This is a genomic window from Pseudoalteromonas galatheae, assembly GCF_005886105.2.
GTDB classification, from domain to species: Bacteria; Pseudomonadota; Gammaproteobacteria; order Enterobacterales; family Alteromonadaceae; genus Pseudoalteromonas; species Pseudoalteromonas galatheae.
The window spans coordinates 2,926,126-2,945,711 of the sequence record NZ_PNCO02000001.1; the positions used below are offsets into that span (position 1 = coordinate 2,926,126).

15 protein-coding genes, 1 tRNA gene and 1 pseudogene are annotated in these 19,586 nt (G+C 42.9%); 5 read left to right on the forward strand and 12 right to left on the reverse strand.

The features are described 5' to 3' along the window. Positions 1-301: 301 nt before the first annotated feature. Entirely contained in the window at positions 302-2,983 is a 2,682-nt protein-coding gene (locus CWC29_RS12910) for an ATP-binding protein (RefSeq protein WP_138524782.1), read from the forward strand. Here the strand turns inward: CWC29_RS12910 and rimI are convergent. The 4 genes from rimI to CWC29_RS12930 all read right to left on the reverse strand — a co-directional run bounded on the left by rimI (position 2,975) and on the right by CWC29_RS12930 (position 4,224). After that, positions 2,975-3,421: a ribosomal protein S18-alanine N-acetyltransferase gene (gene rimI / locus CWC29_RS12915; protein ID WP_138524784.1), complete on the reverse strand. Its 447-nt coding sequence runs from the start codon at positions 3,419-3,421 to the stop codon at positions 2,975-2,977. The two genes, CWC29_RS12910 and rimI, sit on opposite strands and share 9 nt — an antisense overlap. Then, positions 3,411-3,707 (reverse strand): hypothetical protein, encoded by a 297-nt coding sequence (locus tag CWC29_RS12920; RefSeq protein WP_138524786.1) that lies wholly within the window; start codon positions 3,705-3,707, stop codon positions 3,411-3,413. The genes rimI and CWC29_RS12920 overlap by 11 nt, the downstream gene beginning before the upstream one ends. Before the next feature lie 64 nt (positions 3,708-3,771). Next, positions 3,772-3,848, reverse strand: a tRNA-Trp gene (locus tag CWC29_RS12925). 208 nt (positions 3,849-4,056) lie between these two features. Next, positions 4,057-4,224 carry a hypothetical protein gene (locus CWC29_RS12930; protein ID WP_165384080.1) on the reverse strand — a complete coding sequence of 56 codons (168 nt, stop codon included), beginning with the start codon at positions 4,222-4,224 and terminating at the stop codon, positions 4,057-4,059. A gap of 50 nt (positions 4,225-4,274) precedes the next feature. On the opposite strand from CWC29_RS12930, the pseudogene CWC29_RS24230 reads away from it, so the two are divergent. Beyond that, a pseudogene (locus CWC29_RS24230) lies at positions 4,275-4,409 on the forward strand (IS91 family transposase); the annotation flags it as partial. 752 nt (positions 4,410-5,161) lie between these two features. Here the strand turns inward: CWC29_RS24230 and ltrA are convergent. The 3 genes from ltrA to guaB all read right to left on the reverse strand — a co-directional run bounded on the left by ltrA (position 5,162) and on the right by guaB (position 10,589). Further along, complete coding sequence (gene ltrA, locus CWC29_RS12935; RefSeq protein WP_138522546.1) at positions 5,162-6,499, reverse strand: group II intron reverse transcriptase/maturase; 1,338 nt, start codon at positions 6,497-6,499, stop codon at positions 5,162-5,164. 940 nt (positions 6,500-7,439) lie between these two features. After that, the gene (gene guaA / locus CWC29_RS12940; RefSeq protein ID WP_102057462.1) at positions 7,440-9,014 is read right to left on the reverse strand and encodes a glutamine-hydrolyzing GMP synthase; all 1,575 of its coding nucleotides are present in this window, start codon (positions 9,012-9,014) and stop codon (positions 7,440-7,442) included. A 105-nt stretch (positions 9,015-9,119) separates the two neighbouring features. After that, positions 9,120-10,589 (reverse strand): IMP dehydrogenase, encoded by a 1,470-nt coding sequence (gene guaB / locus CWC29_RS12945; protein ID WP_102057463.1) that lies wholly within the window; start codon positions 10,587-10,589, stop codon positions 9,120-9,122. Positions 10,590-10,720: 131 nt separating this feature from the next. On the opposite strand from guaB, the gene xseA reads away from it, so the two are divergent. After that, a complete protein-coding gene (xseA, locus tag CWC29_RS12950) occupies positions 10,721-12,058 on the forward strand; it encodes an exodeoxyribonuclease VII large subunit (RefSeq protein ID WP_128726775.1) in 1,338 nt (445 codons plus the stop codon). Positions 12,059-12,107: 49 nt separating this feature from the next. Here the strand turns inward: xseA and cysE are convergent, their stop codons facing one another. Then, on the reverse strand, positions 12,108-12,929 hold the full coding sequence (gene cysE, locus CWC29_RS12955; RefSeq protein WP_095729844.1) for a serine O-acetyltransferase: 822 nt from the start codon (positions 12,927-12,929) through the stop codon (positions 12,108-12,110). Positions 12,930-13,168: 239 nt separating this feature from the next. Here cysE and CWC29_RS12960 point away from each other — a divergent pair, with 239 nt between their 5' ends. Next, positions 13,169-13,576 (forward strand): diacylglycerol kinase, encoded by a 408-nt coding sequence (locus CWC29_RS12960; protein WP_138524164.1) that lies wholly within the window; start codon positions 13,169-13,171, stop codon positions 13,574-13,576. Positions 13,577-13,651: 75 nt separating this feature from the next. Here CWC29_RS12960 and CWC29_RS12965 read toward each other — a convergent pair whose 3' ends face one another. After that, a complete protein-coding gene (locus CWC29_RS12965) occupies positions 13,652-16,528 on the reverse strand; it encodes a M16 family metallopeptidase (RefSeq protein WP_138524162.1) in 2,877 nt (958 codons plus the stop codon). A gap of 269 nt (positions 16,529-16,797) precedes the next feature. On the opposite strand from CWC29_RS12965, the gene CWC29_RS12970 reads away from it, so the two are divergent. Continuing rightward, positions 16,798-17,754, forward strand: coding sequence for a methylenetetrahydrofolate reductase (locus CWC29_RS12970; protein WP_138524160.1), 957 nt, complete (start codon positions 16,798-16,800; stop codon positions 17,752-17,754). A gap of 67 nt (positions 17,755-17,821) precedes the next feature. On the opposite strand, the gene CWC29_RS12975 is transcribed toward CWC29_RS12970, so the two are convergent. Genes CWC29_RS12975 through folB form a run of 3 tightly spaced genes read right to left on the reverse strand, consistent with a single transcriptional unit; the run spans position 17,822 to position 19,465 of the window. After that, entirely contained in the window at positions 17,822-18,622 is an 801-nt protein-coding gene (locus CWC29_RS12975) for an undecaprenyl-diphosphate phosphatase (RefSeq protein ID WP_138524158.1), read from the reverse strand. After that, positions 18,619-19,107 carry a 2-amino-4-hydroxy-6-hydroxymethyldihydropteridine diphosphokinase gene (gene folK, locus CWC29_RS12980; RefSeq protein ID WP_128726780.1) on the reverse strand — a complete coding sequence of 163 codons (489 nt, stop codon included), beginning with the start codon at positions 19,105-19,107 and terminating at the stop codon, positions 18,619-18,621. The genes CWC29_RS12975 and folK overlap by 4 nt, the downstream gene beginning before the upstream one ends. 7 nt (positions 19,108-19,114) lie before the next feature. Next, complete coding sequence (folB, locus tag CWC29_RS12985) at positions 19,115-19,465, reverse strand: dihydroneopterin aldolase (RefSeq protein ID WP_017216518.1); 351 nt, start codon at positions 19,463-19,465, stop codon at positions 19,115-19,117. Between the last annotated feature and the right edge of the window lie 121 nt (positions 19,466-19,586).

Genomic DNA, 19,586 nt, shown 5'->3' on the forward strand with positions numbered 1-19,586 from the left:
TTGAGTATTCACTTCTTCGTGCTTATGATTTAATACCAGTTGCATTAAGTAAATGAGCTATTTGAAGCAGGGAAATAGCTTTAGTAGCACCGCTCTCGCGTCTTGCTACCGCTAAGAAACCTAAATCTATATAAGAAAAGCCTAAAACTTTACTGTTTGGCTATTCTAAATGAAGGGTTTTGCAATGCGAATCGAAGGTATTTCACCTTTCTAATTGGTTTGAGAATTAATTCAATTTTGATAATAATCTGGCCTATGTTTTTGTAACCTGAATTTCGTGTAGCAAGGTAGCTAGTCATCCATGAAAACAAGTAAGTTAAGTATTCGACTCCTATGGTATATCACACCACTTGTGATACTTCCCTTGCTGTTTCTTGGCGGATTCACACTTACTAATGTAACAAGTTCAACACAAAAACAAGCAAAGCTTATTGTCAGCCGCTTCGTAGAGCAACAACAGCAAAAGATGTTCAATTACATTGAAATCTATCAATCTACAACTAAGCTACTTTCTACCTCTCCTGTACTCAGTGACTTTCTCAATTCAGCTAATCTTGAAAGGCTAGAAAAGACCAGGCGCTTGGGTGCGTTAATGGATGTATTTGCGAGCTATAGTGAAGCCTACCCAGATATTATTAGTATCAACCTGTTATCCCCCAAAGGTGGCAGCTCAGCCTTTTACTCCAGTAATTTAGGAGAAGCGCCAAACTTGTACCCTTTTGCGAATCAAATAATGCAGAGTAACCTCCGACAACATCAGTTTATGGTTGCATCCAGCTCAGGGACACAACTCTATTTTGTCCAGCAGGTTTATAGCGTTGACTACGAGCTAAAACAACCCAAACAGCAAGGTTACATTGTCGTTCAGGTTTCTCCCTCTTTACTTAGCACCAGCATTCTCGAAGCGCCCTATGACAACACACTCAACCTGTTGATGAGCATTGATGGTGAGGTACTCTTTAGTTCAGATAACAACCTTATTGGCCACTTTTTAAGTGCCAGCGAAGTTGAAGCTATTAGCGCGATTGCTGAATTAGGACAGTTAGATGCAATGAAGATAAGTAGCATAGATAATATAGAAAGAATGACCTATAGCGCGCAACTGAGTGGCGGGTACTTTTACATTTCTACTATTCCAAAATCTCTACTTTATCAGGCTGGCAAAACAATCAGTTTAATCACCGCGTTAATCGTTATTTTGTCTATTGTTACCTTGCCAATTTTAATCTTTATTGTTGTACGTAATCTTCTTCTTAATCCTATTGAATTACTTGGTGAAGCCAGCCAACGAGTCGGTGATGGCGACTTAATGGTCGCGCTGCCAGAACACAATACTGACGAAGTTGGGATATTGTTTAAAGATTTTAACCATATGATAGGGCAAATTCGTAACTTCCAAAGGGAACTTGAAGATTATAAAGAACACTTAGAAGAAAAAGTGGAAGATAGAACCAAAGAGCTTGAGAAGACCAATAGAAAACTTGAAGTGGCTATCGTTGAAGCCGAGCAGGCTAACCAACTTAAGAGTCGATTTTTAGCCAATATGAGTCATGAAATCCGTACCCCTCTCACCGCAATTATGGGCTTTACCGAACAACTGATACAGCATCCAGACTCAATAACTGCGAACCAGCATCTAGACACCATTTTAAGGAACTCTAAACATCTTCTAGAGCTAATTAATAACATCTTAGACCTCTCGAAAATTGAAGCTGAAAAACTAGATGTTGAAGAGTCAGAAGTCATACTTATGCCGCTCATCAATGATGTTGAATCCATCATTGAGCCAATGACCAATGAGAAGCTACTTAACTTTTCCACCGAGTTTGTCCTACCGTTACCTAACAAACTCTACACAGATATTACCCGTTTAAAGCAAATATTGCTTAATATCGCGACAAATGCGGTGAAGTTTACCGAGTACGGTGGCGTTCACCTCAAAGTAGAATTTAAGCCAGAATCGGAGATGTTTATCTTTAGTATTAAAGATACAGGTATTGGTATGTCACAAAGTGAGCTACAACGTGCTTTTAAACCTTTTGAGCAGGCAGATACAACCACGACTCGACGTTTCGGGGGCACGGGGCTTGGCCTTTGTATTTCTAAAAACTTAGCTCAGTTGCTTGGTGGTGATGTTCATGTTCAAAGCCAACCGGGTGCTGGCAGCTTATTTTCGATTGAAGTTTCAGGTAACTTCCGTAACCGCACATTTACTTGGCTTAATGCGCTGGAACGAAGAAAGCAGCCTGAAGAAGATAAAACAGCGGTCGCTGCAGTGAAAGAGTTCGATGCCAAAGTATTAGTCGCTGAGGATAACCCTGACAACCAAGAGCTTATTACGCTGCTACTGTCTAACTGGGGCATAGTTCCTGATATTGCTAATAACGGTGCTGAAGCCGTTGAAATGGCGCTGGTTGAGGACTATCAGCTGATCCTAATGGATATGCAAATGCCCGTCATGGGTGGCGAAGAAGCAACACAAATGCTTAGACATGCAGCGTATGATGGACCAATCATCGCACTTACCGCAAACGTGATGAAACATGATATAGACAACCATATTAAATCCGGATGTGATGCAACACTCGGCAAGCCTATAGATAAAGAGCTATTGGGCAAATTACTACTTCAGTATCTTGAAATTCAAAATAATAAATCATCTTCTTGGGATGCTTTGCTACAAACCGAAAAGTTCTTGCAGATTAGCCGAAATTACGTTGAAAAGTTACCATCTCAGCTTGATGAATTACAAAAGCTCTATGAAGCACAGGAGTGGGAATCTTTAAGATCGCTGGCACATAGCATCAAAGGCAGCGCAGGTTGCTTTGGCTTTATGAGTATTCATGAAGCCGCAGGAGAACTAGAAACAAGTTTGCAAAAAACACAAAACAGTAACCGCCATTACTATTTGCTTAAGCTCACTGAGGCTATGCGCTATACACTATCAATAGACCAGCCAACGGATAATAGTCACTTAGGCTAATGGTAAAGCCATGAGCATGGCGTCTTCACGACCACTCGCGCTCGGGTAATAGTTTTTTCTCAAGCCCATTTCGACAAAGCCATAGCGATGATATAACGCGATTGCTGCAGTGTTTGACGCTCTTACTTCAAGGAAGATATTTTCTGCCTGCAAGGTCTCCGCTTGCGCTAATAAATCTTCCATTAATGGCTTCGCGTAGCCCTTCCCTTGGTAGTTAGGACGAATACAAATATCCATCAAGGTTAAGTCTGGGCCCGCACGCTCTGCAACGTAGAAGCCCACCAGCGCATTACCATCGACAATAGCCGTGTTAAAGTAACGACCGTGAAGGCAAGACTGCATGGTTTTCTCACTCCAAGGAAAAGCATGACAAGCTTGCTCTACTTGCATAATCTCATTAAGTGGAAACTGCAGTAAACCACCTTGCTTAACTTGCATCTTGCTGACTCCAGATTAATTGCCACAACTCACGCTTTTGAGCCGTACTTAGTTGTGCACTCGGCAAACTTAACTGGTTATTCTCAAGTGCAATCGTGTTGCCCATGACAACCTCAATTTTTCTACCCATTGCCAATTCAAAGTCCTGCAACAAAACAGTCGGTAAAGCTATTTGCTGAAGCTCATTCACATCAGTAGCAACAACAGCGTTAGGGTCAAGATGTGCAAATGTAGAATTTAGCTTTAGCGGTACAATATCAAGAATATCTGCGTAAATCGGATTCATGGCTAAGCAGTTTACTTTTTTAAGGGAGTTTACTTTGAAAAAATGCGAAGTGCAAAATAAGAAGTGGCAGGGGCGGCAGGACTCGAACCCGCAACCATCGGTTTTGGAGACCGCTGTTCTACCAATTGGAACTACGCCCCTGCAATGTCGACGCATTATAAAGCGCTTTTTTGAAAGGTAAAGTGAAAAAATCACTTTTTTGATTCAACTGCTTCTAAAACAAGCAAAATGGCGAATATTTATCATATTCGCCCTTTTCTTAAGCGGGGTGCTAACTCATTTTAGAGTCATTATTCCCACTCGAAGATCACAGAAGAAAAATATATCTACATAGCAGCTAGCTAGAAAGCTAGCTGTTCTCGATACCATCACCTATACCATGCGCAGAACTTTTTTGATTTTTTGCTGATCGGCGCTTTAGTTCAGCTTTGGCCCAAGCTTCGTCTTGCATACCAAGACGAAGCTCTTGTATCTCTTCAACACTCAGCCGTCGCGGACCCGAGGTAATCCTATCCATCTTGTGCCTCCAACTCATCGCAGTACATTCTAAAACGCATTAAAGCATAAATGGAGAAGCCAAAGACAGAAAATGTGACATTGATACCGAATTGGCCTTGTCAGCATTGTAAGGTAGGTATCTTGCGGCTAATTGGCGTATTCAAGTTAGATGCAACACCGACCAAAGTAGACCGAACGAGTTAGCAGCTTGATAGCTGCTCAAAATCAATTAGTTAACCTGCTTAATTGCTCAGGCTAGCGGCCTCTGTACGCTAAAAAATATAATTGCTTATTAAGGTAAATTTAGGTGTAATGAATACATAATGAGCGCTGAGCAATGCAGGGAAAGCTTACATAACACTAGCTAAACTGAATACACTAGCTAGGAAAGTGAGAGCCTCCAAAAAGCAAATTCCCTTAGCATAAATAACACCAACTCTGAGACATCGAGCGGGTAGCGGCTCAGTCCAACAAGCGATTATGCAACACAAACTGCGTGTCGCATAAATACTAAATTGTTAGGTAACCATGAGAGCTTTGAGCAAAATTTTATTTTCCCTACTTTTTGCCTATCTATCGGTATTGCTGTTAGTTGTAGGCTGGGAATATTACATGCTCGGAATTATAGAGCAGCCGAAAATGATTGAAGAATATAGGTTCGGATCTGAAGCAATGGTGTCAAATGGTGGAATGAAATATAAAACACACCAAGCATATGTTGCGCATAGCTTGAAGTTTGTTCTCATTACACTAACCTCCATTTTAGCTGGTTTATCAGTTCTAAAGTTCGCAAAAAAGAACAGTGTTTGGAAAGCTAATGCAATATTTGTGTTATCTATCTTGGTTCTGTTTATGTCGGGGTAGTTGGTTACCTAATCGGGTAGCCGAGGGTATCTAGCCCTCAGCCCCCACAACACCCTGCATGCGGGTCCGCACAGGGCGTTTCATCTAACAGATTACCCGTTTGGGTAATGCACTTTTATCCATCCGTCTCTGAGTGAATATAGTCCCTCGTTTTTCAGATAATTTAAGCTTAAAGCCTGTTGAATACCGGGTGTTTTGGAACTGCGCCAAGGCCCTTTACTTGTGATGCCACAGGCAACGGCTGCTTGCACATGAACTCCACGCTTCATCAGGTTTCTCACTTTAGTTCTCGGTTTTCGCCATTGTCGCCAGTAGCACATCCTGATCCTGCGCCTTATCCAGTGGTCTAGGTCAACACATTGCTGGTATGCGTTTGCAATACCAAAATAATTGATCCATCCGCTTAGATATTGGCTTAATTTAAACAACTGATATTGCATGCTCACGCCCCAATTACGGTTAGTTAGAATGCGTACCTGTCGCTTAAATTTATGCAGGGTTTTGTCATGCCATTTGATTGCACCACGTTTAAAGGTAAACCCTAAGAATTTACTTTGTGTGGTTTTAACCACCTGACTTTTATCCGTGTTAACAAGCAATTTGAGTTTAGTTTCAAGGAACCGAGTAACGCTGGCAAGTACACGTTCGCCCGCACGTTTTGATTTTATTAAGATTATAAAATCATCAGCGTAACGGGCAAATTGGTGACCTCGTTGCTCCAATTCTTTGTCTAAATCATCCAACATAATGTTGGATAATAAAGGAGAAAGAGGGCCGCCTTGCGGTACTCCTTCTAAACTCGGAATTAGCGTGCCATTGTCATCAATTCCAGCTCTGAGATAACGGCCAATGAGTTTGATCAAGCGTTTATCTTTGACATGACGTGATAAATTTCGCATCAATAAGTCGTGATTGACTCGGTCAAAGAACTTTGACAAATCGACATCTACCGCAATATTGCGTTTAGATTTAATGATTTGTTGAACTTGCTTCACAGCTTGTTGGCCGTTACGGTTAGGACGAAAACCAAAGCTGTTATCTGAAAATGTGTTATCAATGATGGGCGATAAAACCTGAGTAATGGCTTGCTGGATAACTCGGTCGACCACGGTGGGTATTCCGAGTTGCCGCTTTCCACCATCGGGTTTATCAATTTCAACGCGTTTGACCGGCTGAGGACGATAAGTCCCATTTTCGAGTTGAGCTTTGCACTGTTGCCAGTGTTGTTTTGCCCAGTCGATAAATTGGGCTATTTTCATACCATCCACACCCGCTGCGCCTTTGTTGGCTTTAACCTGCTTCCATGCGCGTTGAAGGTTATCGTTTGATAAAACGTGTCCGAATAAATCAAAGTTGAAGGTTGATTGCACTGCATTACGCTGCATATCAGAACCACAGGGCTGTGGCGTATAGTTATGTAAGTAAGACATGAAGTATTCCTTCGGTTAAATGTTCAGGCCTTCACCGTGTCTCATCCATTACGATGGGTGTTTGGCTACTATGCCGTCTGCTGACTGCTGGATAATCACAAAATAAATTGCTCTAAATTGCGCTGCGTGCGTATCGGTGGGTGTTGCAGTGGTTTCGCTCGTAGACTATTTCGCAACCAAATAGCAACGCCAAGGGGTTGATTGACCAGCCACTTACTGGTATTTTCCGCAGCGATAGCGCAGGCCGCATGTCATCCAGCTCTCCCCGAATAAGAACATTAACTTTCATTGCACAACTGCATCATTTACGGTGGCCGTTAGATCACGTGACTTCGTTATCTTGTGCTAACTCGTCTTCAGCCTACGCCTAGTATGATGTTTTTGTTCATCAGCTCGCAATTTTGCTAGCGGCTTCCTCCATACAAACCCTCGCGGATTTGCACTTGCCATTCGCTAGTAGTTATCTTTTAATAACAATCAGTTATTTAAACGGTGATCTTCCTACAGAGGACTTTCACCTCATTAGTTAATGCCCATGTCGGGCGTACACAAGTGCCTAAACCAAAGGACGCAAAACAGCAGGCTTGCGCTCCTTTGTCGCTAATTGTAGCCTGCTATTTTTCGCCGGTTAGGCAAGCGCTAGCCCATAGAAATTTTTATGCGAAATTCGCCTAATAAAGCCGGCGACCTAAAACGTTTATGTTCAGAAACAAGTTACAGCTTCACCATAATCGGTTTGATATATGTGAAATGCGGTGCTGTGTAGCCACGGCCTCCAAAAAATAGCAGGCCAGCATCACTATAAACATCACTACGAAGAAACAAAATACCTCCGCAAGGTTTTTTAAGAAAGTAAGAATTCATAAAAAAAGCCAGTCAGAAATACTGACTGGCCTTTTATTAATCTAACGAAAGCTAGGTTAGGTTTTTACAACCAAGTCTATTCCCACTCGATTGTCGCTGGCGGCTTACCTGATACATCGTAAACCACGCGAGAAATACCATCAATTTCATTGATGATACGGTTTGAAACGTGGCCTAGTAGCTCGTATGGTAGGTGTGACCAACGTGCCGTCATAAAGTCGATAGTTTCAACACAACGTAGTGAGATCACCCAGTCGTATTTGCGTGCATCACCCATCACGCCAACAGAGCGTACTGGTAGGAACACAGCAAATGCTTGAGATACTTTGTGGTATAGATCCGCTTTATGTAGTTCTTCAATGAAGATAGCGTCAGCACGGCGCAGTAAGTCACAGTATTCTTTCTTGATTTCGCCAAGTACACGAACACCAAGACCTGGACCTGGGAACGGGTGACGATAAAGCATGTCATACGGTAGGCCAAGCTCTAGACCAATCTTGCGAACTTCATCTTTAAATAGTTCACGCAGTGGCTCAACCAGACCAAGCTCCATATCTTCAGGTAATCCACCCACATTGTGGTGAGATTTGATCACATGCGCTTTACCGGTTTTAGATGCTGCCGATTCGATAACATCAGGGTAAATTGTACCCTGCGCTAACCATTTCGCGTTTACGCGCTGGCTGGCTTGCTCATCGAATACTTCAATAAAGGTGTGACCAATTGCTTTACGTTTGTCTTCAGGATCATTTAAACCGTTAAGCGCGTTAAGGAAACGATCTTCAGCTTCTACCTTGATGATGTTCAGACCAAACTTATCACCGAACATATCCATTACTTGCTGGCCTTCATTCAAGCGTAGTAGGCCATTATCAACAAATACACAGGTTAGCTTGTCGCCAATCGCACGGTGAATAAGCATTGCAACCACTGATGAATCAACACCACCAGATAACCCAAGGATAACCTCGTCATCCCCTACTTTCTCTTTGATACGCTCAATTGCATCTTCAATGATTTGCTCAGGCGTCCATAGTTTTTCACAACCACAGATATCAATTGCAAAACGCTCTAGTAAACGCAAGCCTTGCTGAGTGTGCGTTACTTCTGGGTGGAACTGTACACCGTAGAAACGCTTTTCTTCCCAAGACATTGCCGCATGAGGGCAAGTATCCGTTCTCGCTGAAGTTTTGAATGTATCTGGGATTTTAGCAACCTTATCGCCATGGCTCATCCACACGTCTAGGTAACCTGCACCATCTTCGATGTGATCTTCAATCGCTTCAAATAGCTTACAGTCACCCACTTTCTCTACTTTTGCGTAGCCGAATTCTTTTTTATCTGAGCTATGTACCTGACCACCAAGCTGCATTGCCATCGTCTGCATACCGTAACAGATACCCAGTACAGGCACACCGGCTTCGAATACGTAATCTGGTGCTTTTGGGCTACCTTCAAGCGTTGTTGACTCTGGGCCACCTGATAGAATGATACCTTGAGGATTGAACTCACGGATTTGCTCTTCTGTCACATCCCAAGCCCAAAGTTCACAGTAAACACCAATTTCACGTACACGACGTGCAATTAGCTGAGTGTATTGCGAACCAAAGTCTAAGATCAAAATTCGGGAATCGTGGATATCTTTGCTCATTGATAATCTCGTTAGTTAGGAACTAAACAGGATAAAGCCGCATTGCGTCTCTATCAAAAGTAATAAGGGCTAGCAACTTGCTAGCCCAGAAACACGCCTTGAGGCTTAACCCATACGGTAGTTAGGCGCCTCTTTGGTGATCTGCACGTCATGTACGTGAGACTCACCCATACCCGCAGAAGTTACACGTACAAACTGCGGCTTAGTATTTAATTCTTCGATGGTTGCACATCCAGTTAAACCCATTGCACTGCGAATACCACCGATTTGCTGATGGATAATCGTTGCGATTGGTCCTTTGTATGCTACGCGACCTTCGATACCTTCGGGTACTAGTTTGTCAGCAGCATCACTCTTCTGGAAGTAACGGTCAGATGAACCTTCTTTTTGGTTCATCGCACCAAGAGAACCCATACCACGGTAAGACTTGTAGTAACGGCCTTGGTATAGTTCAACTTCACCAGGAGACTCTTCAGTACCCGCCAGCATTGAACCCACCATTACACATGCAGCACCAGCAACTAGCGCTTTTACGATATCACCAGAGAAACGGATACCGCCGTCGGCAATCACTGGAATATCACGACCTTTTAGGCCTTCTACTGCGTCTGAAATCGCAGTAATTTGTGGTACACCACAACCTGTAACGATACGAGTAGTACAGATAGAGCCTGGGCCAATACCCACTTTAACGGCGTCTGCACCAGCATCAGCCAATGCAATTGCGCCTTCAGCTGTTGCTACGTTACCTGCAACGATTTGTAGTTCTGGATAAGTTTCGCGCGTTGCTTTAACGCGATCAATAACGCCTTGAGAATGGCCGTGAGAAGTATCGATTAGTAGTACATCAACACCCGCTTCAACCAAAGCAGCAATACGCTCATCAGTGCCAGCACCAACACCAACAGCAGCACCAACACGAAGACGGCCTTGCTCATCTTTACATGCATTTGGTTTATCTTGCGCTTTTTGGTAATCCTTAACAGTGATCATGCCTTTTAGTGCAAATGCGTCATCAACCACAAGGATCTTTTCGATACGGTGTTCGTGCATTAGGCCAAGGATCTCTTCACGAGATGCCCCTTCTTTTACTGTCACTAAGTCATCTTTCTTAGTCATAACCGTTGAAACCGCTTTTTCTAGCTTAGTTTCAAAACGCATATCACGGCTAGTCACGATCCCTTCAAGTTGGTTGTTTGCACCAACCACCGGGAAACCTGAGAACCCTTTGTCCTGTGCAAGCTCCATTGCTTCTGCAATGGTAAGATCAGAAGTAACTGTCACAGGGAAAGAGATAATACCCGCTTCATACGTCTTAACTTTACGTACGTTGCGAGCTTGCTCTTCGATAGTCATGTTTTTGTGGATAAAACCAATACCACCTTCTTGTGCCAGAGCGATCGCTAGGCGCGCTTCTGTCACTGTATCCATTGAAGCGGAAACAAGCGGTAAGTTTAATTCAATCCCACGTGTCAAACGCGTTTTCAGGTTTGCGGTGTGAGGAAGAACAGTTGAATGAGCTGGTACTAAAAGTACGTCGTCAAAGGTAAGGGCTTCTTTTGCAATTCTTAGCATGTTCGCGGCTTCTCTCAAGTGAACTGAGTATAAGGAATTGCGTGCGAATTTTATCAGCGTTCCTTATGGGAGTAAATAAAATTTAGCAAAAAATGTGATAAAGTGACTGTGAATTTTTTATGGAGGCCAACATGGGATACCCCAATAATAACAAAACCTATTCTGTATCAAGACTTAACAGAGAAATACGCGCGCTCTTAGAACAAGGTTTTGCCTCTGTACAACTCACCGGAGAAATTTCAAACTTTGTTGCTCCGGCCTCAGGGCATTGGTATTTTTCTCTAAAAGATGACAAAGCCCAGATAAAAGCAGCCATGTGGCGAGGTAATAATCGTTATTGTAACCATCGCCCAGCCAACGGTCAGCAGGTAATGGTACAAGCTAGAGTATCAGTGTATGAGCCTCGAGGCGACTATCAATTGATAGTCGAACAAATGGCCCCTGCCGGTGAAGGTTTGCTCAAGCAACAGTTTGACGCCCTTAAAATGCAGCTAGCCGCAGAAGGCCTGTTTTCGGCTAGTCACAAAAAGCCTTTGCCAAGTGTCATTAATCGCGTGGGGGTCGTCACCTCAGCGACAGGCGCTGCCATCAAGGATATTTTGACTGTACTCAAACGTCGCGCCCCACAGTTACAAGTCGTTATTTACCCAGCCCTAGTGCAAGGCGATGAAGCCAAGCAGCAGATTTGCAAACAAATCGCTCAGGCGAATGCTAGGCGCGAGGTAGACGTATTGATCGTTGGTAGAGGTGGCGGCTCATTAGAAGATTTATGGAGCTTTAACGAGGAGCCAGTCGCAAGGGCCATTTTTGCCAGCTTAATTCCGGTGATAAGCGCAGTAGGGCATGAAATAGATACTACCATTTCCGACTATGTCGCAGATATCAGAGCGCCAACCCCATCGGCGGCCGCCGAATTAGTGAGCCCAGACTCTGAAGCGCTAAAACAGCGTACTTCACAGTTACTACAATATCTCAATCAAGCTTTTAAACGTCGCCTTGAAGGTGCATCACAGCGTTTGGCAAACTTTGAAGCCCGACTGCAGCTACAACATCCTAAAAATCAACTAATGCAGCAAACACAGCGAGTTGATGAATTAGAACAGCGATTAATTCGTGCTCAAGCCCATCACTTACGTCAAAAGCAATCGCAATTTCATCTACTGCAGCATAGATTTGACCGATTACATCCAGAGCAAAGGATCGCTCAATTCAAGCAATTGGTCGCACAACTCGGTGATAAGTTGCAGTATGCAATGGAGCAAAAGCTTAACACACAAAGACATCAACTCGCGGTATCAAGCGCAAAACTAGACAGCGTCAGCCCACTGGCGGTGTTAGCTCGGGGTTATAGTATTGCCAAGCAGGAAGATAAAGTGATTAAGTCTGTGGCGGATGTCGACCCAGAAAAGCCGATAATCACACAACTTGCTGATGGTGAGGTGGTGTCTACGGTAAAAGCAACCCAATAAGAGGGTATAAAAATGGGGAAGTGATTTCCCCATTTTTAATCTAATAACCTTACAGCATCGCCGAAGTGATAGACTCATTTTCGAGCCTATCATCGTCTTCTAAGAAGTTTTGGTTCATACTCTCAGCAGGACATGGGCACGACGGCTTACCAACCACCTTAGCTGGAACGCCCACCACAGTGGTATGCGGTGCAACAGGGCTAAGCACAACGGAACCGGCTCCAATTCGAGCGCCCTCTCCTACTTCAATGTTGCCAAGTACTTTGGCACCCGCACCAATCAATACGCCGGCACGAATTTTCGGGTGACGGTCCCCCTGCTCGTTACCCGTACCACCCAGTGTGACTGATTGCAGGATAGAAACATTGTCTTCAATAACTGCGGTTTCACCAATAACTATACCAGTCGCATGGTCAAACATAATACCATGACCGACTTTACAAGCAGGATGGATGTCAACACCAAATACTTCAGAGGTTCTACTCTGTATAAAGCGAGCCAACTCCTTTCTGTCTTGACGCCAGAGGCAGTATGCCAATCTATGTGCTTGGATTGCATGAAAACCTTTCAGATTTAAGATTACGTTGAGATAACTATCGGCAGCCGGGTCGCGATCTTTAACGGCTTTTATATCATGTGCAACATGAGTCAGCATGGTATCGCAGTGCACAAAGGCTTGATCGAATAGCTCACGAATTGTAAATGCTGACACCACGGCATCCGCCAATTTATTTGCAACGATAAAGCTTAATGCAGAACCAAGACACTCGTGATTTAAAATACTCGAGTAAACGTGACTAGCAAGTAATGGTTCGCGAGCAACCAATTCATTGGCTTCTTCGCGTAACTTATTCCAAATCTCATGTCTCATGTGACAAACTTCCGATAATACTGATACTGCTCATAGTGTAACGCTTAGAGTCATTAAGTGTCATGTATTATAAAAAATCAGACTTCAAACTCTTGGTTATATCTAATAACCAACATATTTTAATACCGTTTTAAATGCACCAAATTAGACCAAAGATTCTTACAATTTAGTACTGTCGAACTAGACAGATCTTCGTATAATAACGCCCCATTGAACACTACCAACGCAGGATCGCGAATATGTCGATAAAGATCAAGACAACGGATACCAACAAACCAAATGGCACAGGGCTTGCGCGAATAATCAAAGCAACGCATTGCTCAGCGAAAGGAATGAAAGCGGCATACAAAGAAGAGTCGGCATTTAGACAAGAAACGTGGTTACTGGTGGTGAGTCTTCCTTTATCAATCATATTGGCACAAAGTATTGCTCAATGGGCCTTATTGGTTGGTAGCGTATTGCTGATATTAGTCATCGAGCTTATCAACTCAGCAATCGAAGCGCTGACAGATAGAGTGAGTACCGAGCACCACTTGCTATCTGGTCGTGCAAAAGATATGGCATCAGCGGCCGTGACATTGACACTATTAATTAGTTCGTTAATTTGGATAGCCGCTACAGTGGAGTGGTTCAACACCATAAGCTAAAATTACGCGTGGTTTTGACACAAAAAAATGGCGGCTAAATTTTTAGCCGCCATTTTTTATTAAGCTGAATAATCGTTATTCAAACACTTTTTCTACATCTAACGTTTTAATATTCTTACTTGGAATATTTAGCGGGTATGTAGCAATTTCAGCATCTTCAGCCAGTAATGCGTCAGGCTTTTTCGTGTTATAAGTCATAGGAGATGACTGCTCAGCACTTAGACGCTTCGCCATATCTTTCGCATCACCTGTGATAAACACATAGTGAATATCTTCGGTTTGCAAATTCTCTTTGATAACACGGTTGATGTCTTCAACAGACAGCGACGCTAGCTGCTTTGTTACATAGGCAACAAATTCGTCGGTATTATAGAACTGGCTATCAAGTGCATAACCTAGCTGCCTATCTTGGCTCGCCACCAATTGCGGCACAAAGTTGATTAAGAAGTTACGTGTTGCTTCAAAGTCTGCTTGGCTCATCCCTTCTTTGATCAGCTTATCGAGTTCAAACAATGCCGTACGCGTTGCAAAATGGGCATCGTTGTTAGAACGAAGTGGGCGCAACCAAACTTGGAAAATTTGCTCACTACGACCTAGGTTTGCATCAGGCTTAGTTTGGAACATACCACGAGGGAAGTATTCAATATAAGCGTAGTCACCATAGTTCATACCACGAACCTGACGGATACGCTGGTACAAGTGGCTATTTGAACTGCGGTGCTCACCAAAGTATGAACGCACTAACCAAAGCGCAGCCCAGTCTTTGCTGCTACGAACTGTGTCGATTGGAAAACCAAAAGAGACCGCTGTTGATTTTGCATTCTTTTCTACGATGGTTGCATGATGACCTGATAACTTAGGGGCATCAGGCACTTGTAAACGCGCTTCTTCGCCTTTAGGTAAAGCCGCAAGGTCGTTAAACATCGCTTCTTTTAGCTGTTTATCGAGTGCACCTGTGATACCCACGTTGAGTTTAGCTTGAGTAAACTGCTGAGCGTAAAAAGCCTTAACGTCATCTAGAGTAATTGCTTCCAAGTCTGATAAATCACCAAAGTTATAGCTTTCGTATGGATGGCCTTTGTACAGCTCGTGATAAAGCACTTCTTTACCTAGCTCTTCATCATTTGACGCTTTCAAACCAGCCTTGATGCCATCAATTAGCTCTTTTTTCAGACGTTTAAAATCATCTTCTCTGAACCCTGGGCTCAAGAGCTGCTGGCTCACAATGCCATACCATTGATCAGCATTGTCTTTGTGAATACGACCACGTAAAGAAATCATTTCTTTATCGATTTGATAACCAAAGCTACCAGCGATCGGGTACAGCGCCTTTTGAATTTCTTTGTATGATTGCGACTCACTTCCGCCCTTGGCAATCATAGCCGCAGTAAGCGCAGCAAGACCTTTTTTACCCTCAGGATCTGCGGCAGCACCTGTGTAAAAAAGAAAATTCACATCTACCAGCGGTGAATTATTGGTCTTGTCTAACACGTTGAAATGGCGCGTAACTGGCTTGTCCATTTTTGCGACTAATTTATCTAAGTTAACTTCCTTATCAAAACCAGAAACAGACTCAAGTGCAGACATAGTCACCGTGGTGCGGCTGCTGTCCACAAAGTATTTATTGGCAATATCACGAATATCTTTTGCAGTGACTTTATCAGCACTTGCATATAGCTCATTTATCACTTCAGGGTCACGCTCAAAGTGCATGTAGCGCGCGAGTGTCGAAGCAATAGATTGTGATGAGTCAAGGCCGTTAATAAAGCTGTACTTTAGGTTTGATTTAAGTGCAGCAAGTTTGTTTTCATCTACCAGCTCGGTACGTGCTTTTGCGTAAGTGTTATTGATTGCATCACGCACGGTTGCCAAATCCTTTTCGTCTTCTACTTTAACGAAAACATGCAGAAGACCAGGGTCTTTGGTTTCAGGATTATAAGTAAACATTTGGCTTGCAAGCTGTTTGTCTACCACAAGCTCTTGATACAGCGCTGAGTTTTCAGAGAAATATAGCTGCGAGATGAGATCGAGTGCCGCACGGTCTTTTTTCTTCGGCTCCCATGCAGCGCCTTTATACGAAACTAGCAACCAGTGGCCCGGTAAGCCATCATATTTTTCGTGAACATAACGCGCTTTTTCTTGCTTTGGCTCAACAGGAATATCAGCTTGGTAGTCACCCTTTTTCCAATTACCCCAATGCTTTTTCACCATAGCCATGGTTTCTTTTGGATCTACGTCACCCACAATGACAAGCGATACGTATTCTGGCTTGTAAAAACGCTCAAAGAAGGTTTTACCATAGGCCATTTGATCTGGCATTGCTTCGATGTCTTCAAAAAAGCCCATTGTCGTGTGTTTATAGGTATGTTTGTCAAATGCTTCTTTTCTTACCGCAGAAAGTAGCTTTCGAATTGGACTGGCGTTATTTTTAAGGTATTCACCTTTCACGGTTAATGCTTCGGTGCGGAACTGCTCTTCACTGTAAGTTAGGTTTTGAAAGATATCCGCTTCGATTTCTAATACTTTATCTAAATGCTGCTTTGAGAAATTTAAATGGTAGTTCGTGTAATCATTGGTGGTGTAGGCACGATTATCAACACCTGAATTTTTCAAAATGTCCGAATAAACGTCTTGTGGATACTTTTCTGAGCCTTTGAACATCATATGCTCAAAGAAGTGAGCAAAGCCGGTTTTACCCGCTTCTACTTCATTACGCGAACCAACAGAAACCGGAATTTGTAGCGATACCACATCAGGATAGTTAGTTTTAACTACCATGACGCGAAGGCCGTTTTCTAGCTCTTCCAAAACATAATCTTGGGCGAATACTTTATTGGATTGGGCAGCTTGAGTACTTACAGCTGACTGTTGAGCTTGGTCTGAATTCGTCGCTGCACAGCCACTAAGCGCTAAGCTTACGGCAAAGCTGGTTGCTAGTAATTTGAATTTCATGAATTTGGTCCTAATCATATTTTTTATTCTAAGTAAGTCGTGTTCACTTACGTTAGTAAACCTCCTGATTATGCCCCAAAGCCATACTAATTCGCTAATTTCCAAGGTGATTTACCATCCTAATGTGTAAACAAATATGAAATTTTGATTAGAGTGCTTGAGATAAATTCATAATTATTGAAATTCTTTCATTAAAAAATCTATCTAGACGTCTAAATGGCTGCTATATTAATAAAGAGATACAGAAATGCTTTTGTGGAATGAGGATTATGGCTTTAACGCTTCAAGAGAAAATCATTGACCCTAACCAAGGGGTATATTTAATTGGTACCACACCACCTAAGATTGGCACTGACCCAGAGCAGTTAAAATCAATTGCCGCTAAGCTTTTGGGTCGTTTACATGAGATTGAATACGACGGCGTGATCATCTATGACATTCAAGATGAAAGCAGCCGTACTCAAGTACCACGTCCATTTCCTTTTAAGCACACCGTTGATCCGTGTGAATATAGCCAGTTGATCCGCGAATTATCACACCTTGATGTAATTACGTATAAAAGTGTGGCACAGCGCGATAGTGAAGCTTTTGGCAATTGGTTAAGCAGCACCAAACAGCAATATGGGTTAAACAATCTAGTATTAGTGGGCAGTCCGTCTTCACAAGGCGATATTAAGTTACCGCTTTCTGAAGCCTATGATGTATTGAAGCATCACCAAGATGACTTTTTCTTGGGTGGTGTAACCATCGCAGAACGTCACGCCAGTAAGCGCAATGAACACGAAAGATTAATTGATAAAACAGAGCAAGGCTGCCAGTTCTTTGTATCACAAGCGGTGTATGACGCTCAGGCAACCATAGATCTAATCACAAGTTATGCCCGCACTTGTAAACAGCAAGGGCAAACACCAAAACGCATTATTCTTACCTTTACTCCATGTGGTGGAGAAAAGACCTTGCAGTTTATGGAGTGGCTGGGGATCTCAGTACCTGAAGCAACCAAATGGCGCATGTTAGATTCGGAAAACACACTAAGTGAGTCAATTCGTATTTGTAGAGAGAATCTAGATCAAATCTTAAAAAGCTGCTCACATCTAGATATTTCGCTGGGCTTAAATATTGAGAGCTTAACAAACCGCAAAGAAGAAATTGACGCGTCGATAAACCTTTATAGACTATTAAAAGCGACCATGGAATTATGCCTTGCGGAAAAGCAAATTGCTTAATGCAGTCTAAGCCAGCTCCATCAAGCTGGCTTTTCTGTTAACCTTGCTGACTTATCCAAAGCCCAGATTAACTTAGGCTCAAGAAAGCGATTAGCCCTACCCCAAGTAACAAGCGGTAAATGACAAATGGCATCATGCCCATGCGCTCTATGATTTTCAGGAAAAAGAAGATGCAGGCATAAGCTGAGATAAACGACAGTGCCGCACCACTTAATAGCGCATTCCAATCAACCACTTCATCGCCTGTAGCAAGCTCAAAACTGTAATACAGTCCCATCATTGAAATGACCGGAATAGACATTAAAAACGAAAAGCGCGCCGCGCTTTTCTTATCAAGCCCGAGTAATAAACCTGCGGTGATGGTAATACCTGAACGCGATGTGCCGGGAATAACAGCGGTAATTTGCGCAAGTCCCAATATCAGCGCGCTTTTCCAGTTTAAGGCAAATTCGTCTTTGATTTGTTTCGCTTTCACGTCGGCATACCAAAGCAGTAAACCAAATACTATCGTCGATGTTGCAATCACCCATGCACTACGTAAATAAACTTCTACGATGTCTTTAAGTAGTGGGGCTAAGATCACGAATGGAATGGTGGCAACCACAATACACCAAGTCAGCCGGCTTTCTTTCGAATGCGTACCTGAGAACGACTTGAACCATCCTGCCAGTAGGCTGACAATGTCTTGTCGAAAATAAATAACAACAGCCAACAAAGTCCCAACATGAACAGCAACATCAAAGGCAAGACCCTGATCTTGCCAACCTAGTACCTGAGAAGGTAGCAGTAAGTGGGCAGAACTCGAAATAGGTAAAAATTCAGTGAGACCTTGAATAATTGCAAGGACGACAATCTCAATAAAGCTCATTGCTTGGGAAACTCCACTTTCCATAATTTTTGAGTTGGGTTGTGATACTCCTGCCATAACTGAGCAATGGTTTTACCCTCAACAGGATGGATAAAATCAGGAGCTAGTTCAGCTAATGGCTGAAGCACGAAGGCATTTTTGGTTATTTCATCCCGAGGCAACTGAGCGGGTGATGAACAAATAAGGTGGTCATAAAAGAGAATATCGAGATCTAATGTGCGTGGACTAAACTTCTTTTCACTACAGCGACGACCATGATCGTATTCTATCGACTTGAGCAGTTTATACACTTCATCTAAAGACAGCGGTGTTTGTGCCGCAAAGACCGAGTTATAGAAGTTATTTCCTGCAAACCCGACGGCTTCACTCTCAAAAACACTTGAATGTTGAAAATCGGGAAAGTGTTCTATCAATACGCTCAAGCCACTCAGCAAGTTTTTTTCTTTTTCTATATTTGAGCCGAGGCTGATAAAAATTTGTGCCATGATAATTCTACTTCTTACGCACAATTTCTACACCAACCGTTTGTGCTTGTGGCACGGCAGCAGGTTTACTCACTTTTATAAGCACTTGTTGTACATTAAATTCATTTAGGATCATTGCAGCAAGTTGTTCAACTAAGGTTTCTAATAGCTCAACTGGTTTTGCTTGGGTATGCGCAATAATACGCTCACTCACTTTGGCATAATCAACCGCCAAATTAATATCATCATGACGAGCAGCAGCGCTAATATCGGTCAACATCTCAACATCAAAGTAAAGGCTTTGTTTACTTTCTTTTTCAAAGTCGTACACTCCTATTATGGCTTCGACGTGTAGCTGTGAGATATAGACTTTATCCATGTAAACTCCAAACATGTTTATCGCTGTAATTCACCCGCATTTTCTAATCGCAACTCGCGATCTGTGCAGGACTTAAGACCGCCGATCATAGCCCAAAACAACGCAATAAAAAATAAGGAAG

What these genes read in the sequence shown, in the direction of transcription:
- CWC29_RS12910 (WP_138524782.1), top strand. Translation starts at nt 302, where the DNA reads ATGAAAACAAGTAAGTTAAGTATTCGACTCCTATGGTATATCACACCA.
- rimI (WP_138524784.1), bottom strand. Translation starts at nt 3,421, where the DNA reads ATGCAAGTTAAGCAAGGTGGTTTACTGCAGTTTCCACTTAATGAGATT.
- CWC29_RS12920 (WP_138524786.1), bottom strand. Translation starts at nt 3,707, where the DNA reads ATGAATCCGATTTACGCAGATATTCTTGATATTGTACCGCTAAAGCTA.
- CWC29_RS12930 (WP_165384080.1), bottom strand. Translation starts at nt 4,224, where the DNA reads ATGGATAGGATTACCTCGGGTCCGCGACGGCTGAGTGTTGAAGAGATA.
- ltrA (WP_138522546.1), bottom strand. Translation starts at nt 6,499, where the DNA reads ATGTCTTACTTACATAACTATACGCCACAGCCCTGTGGTTCTGATATG.
- guaA (WP_102057462.1), bottom strand. Translation starts at nt 9,014, where the DNA reads ATGAGCAAAGATATCCACGATTCCCGAATTTTGATCTTAGACTTTGGT.
- guaB (WP_102057463.1), bottom strand. Translation starts at nt 10,589, where the DNA reads ATGCTAAGAATTGCAAAAGAAGCCCTTACCTTTGACGACGTACTTTTA.
- xseA (WP_128726775.1), top strand. Translation starts at nt 10,721, where the DNA reads ATGGGATACCCCAATAATAACAAAACCTATTCTGTATCAAGACTTAAC.
- cysE (WP_095729844.1), bottom strand. Translation starts at nt 12,929, where the DNA reads ATGAGACATGAGATTTGGAATAAGTTACGCGAAGAAGCCAATGAATTG.
- CWC29_RS12960 (WP_138524164.1), top strand. Translation starts at nt 13,169, where the DNA reads ATGTCGATAAAGATCAAGACAACGGATACCAACAAACCAAATGGCACA.
- CWC29_RS12965 (WP_138524162.1), bottom strand. Translation starts at nt 16,528, where the DNA reads ATGAAATTCAAATTACTAGCAACCAGCTTTGCCGTAAGCTTAGCGCTT.
- CWC29_RS12970 (WP_138524160.1), top strand. Translation starts at nt 16,798, where the DNA reads ATGGCTTTAACGCTTCAAGAGAAAATCATTGACCCTAACCAAGGGGTA.
- CWC29_RS12975 (WP_138524158.1), bottom strand. Translation starts at nt 18,622, where the DNA reads ATGAGCTTTATTGAGATTGTCGTCCTTGCAATTATTCAAGGTCTCACT.
- folK (WP_128726780.1), bottom strand. Translation starts at nt 19,107, where the DNA reads ATGGCACAAATTTTTATCAGCCTCGGCTCAAATATAGAAAAAGAAAAA.
- folB (WP_017216518.1), bottom strand. Translation starts at nt 19,465, where the DNA reads ATGGATAAAGTCTATATCTCACAGCTACACGTCGAAGCCATAATAGGA.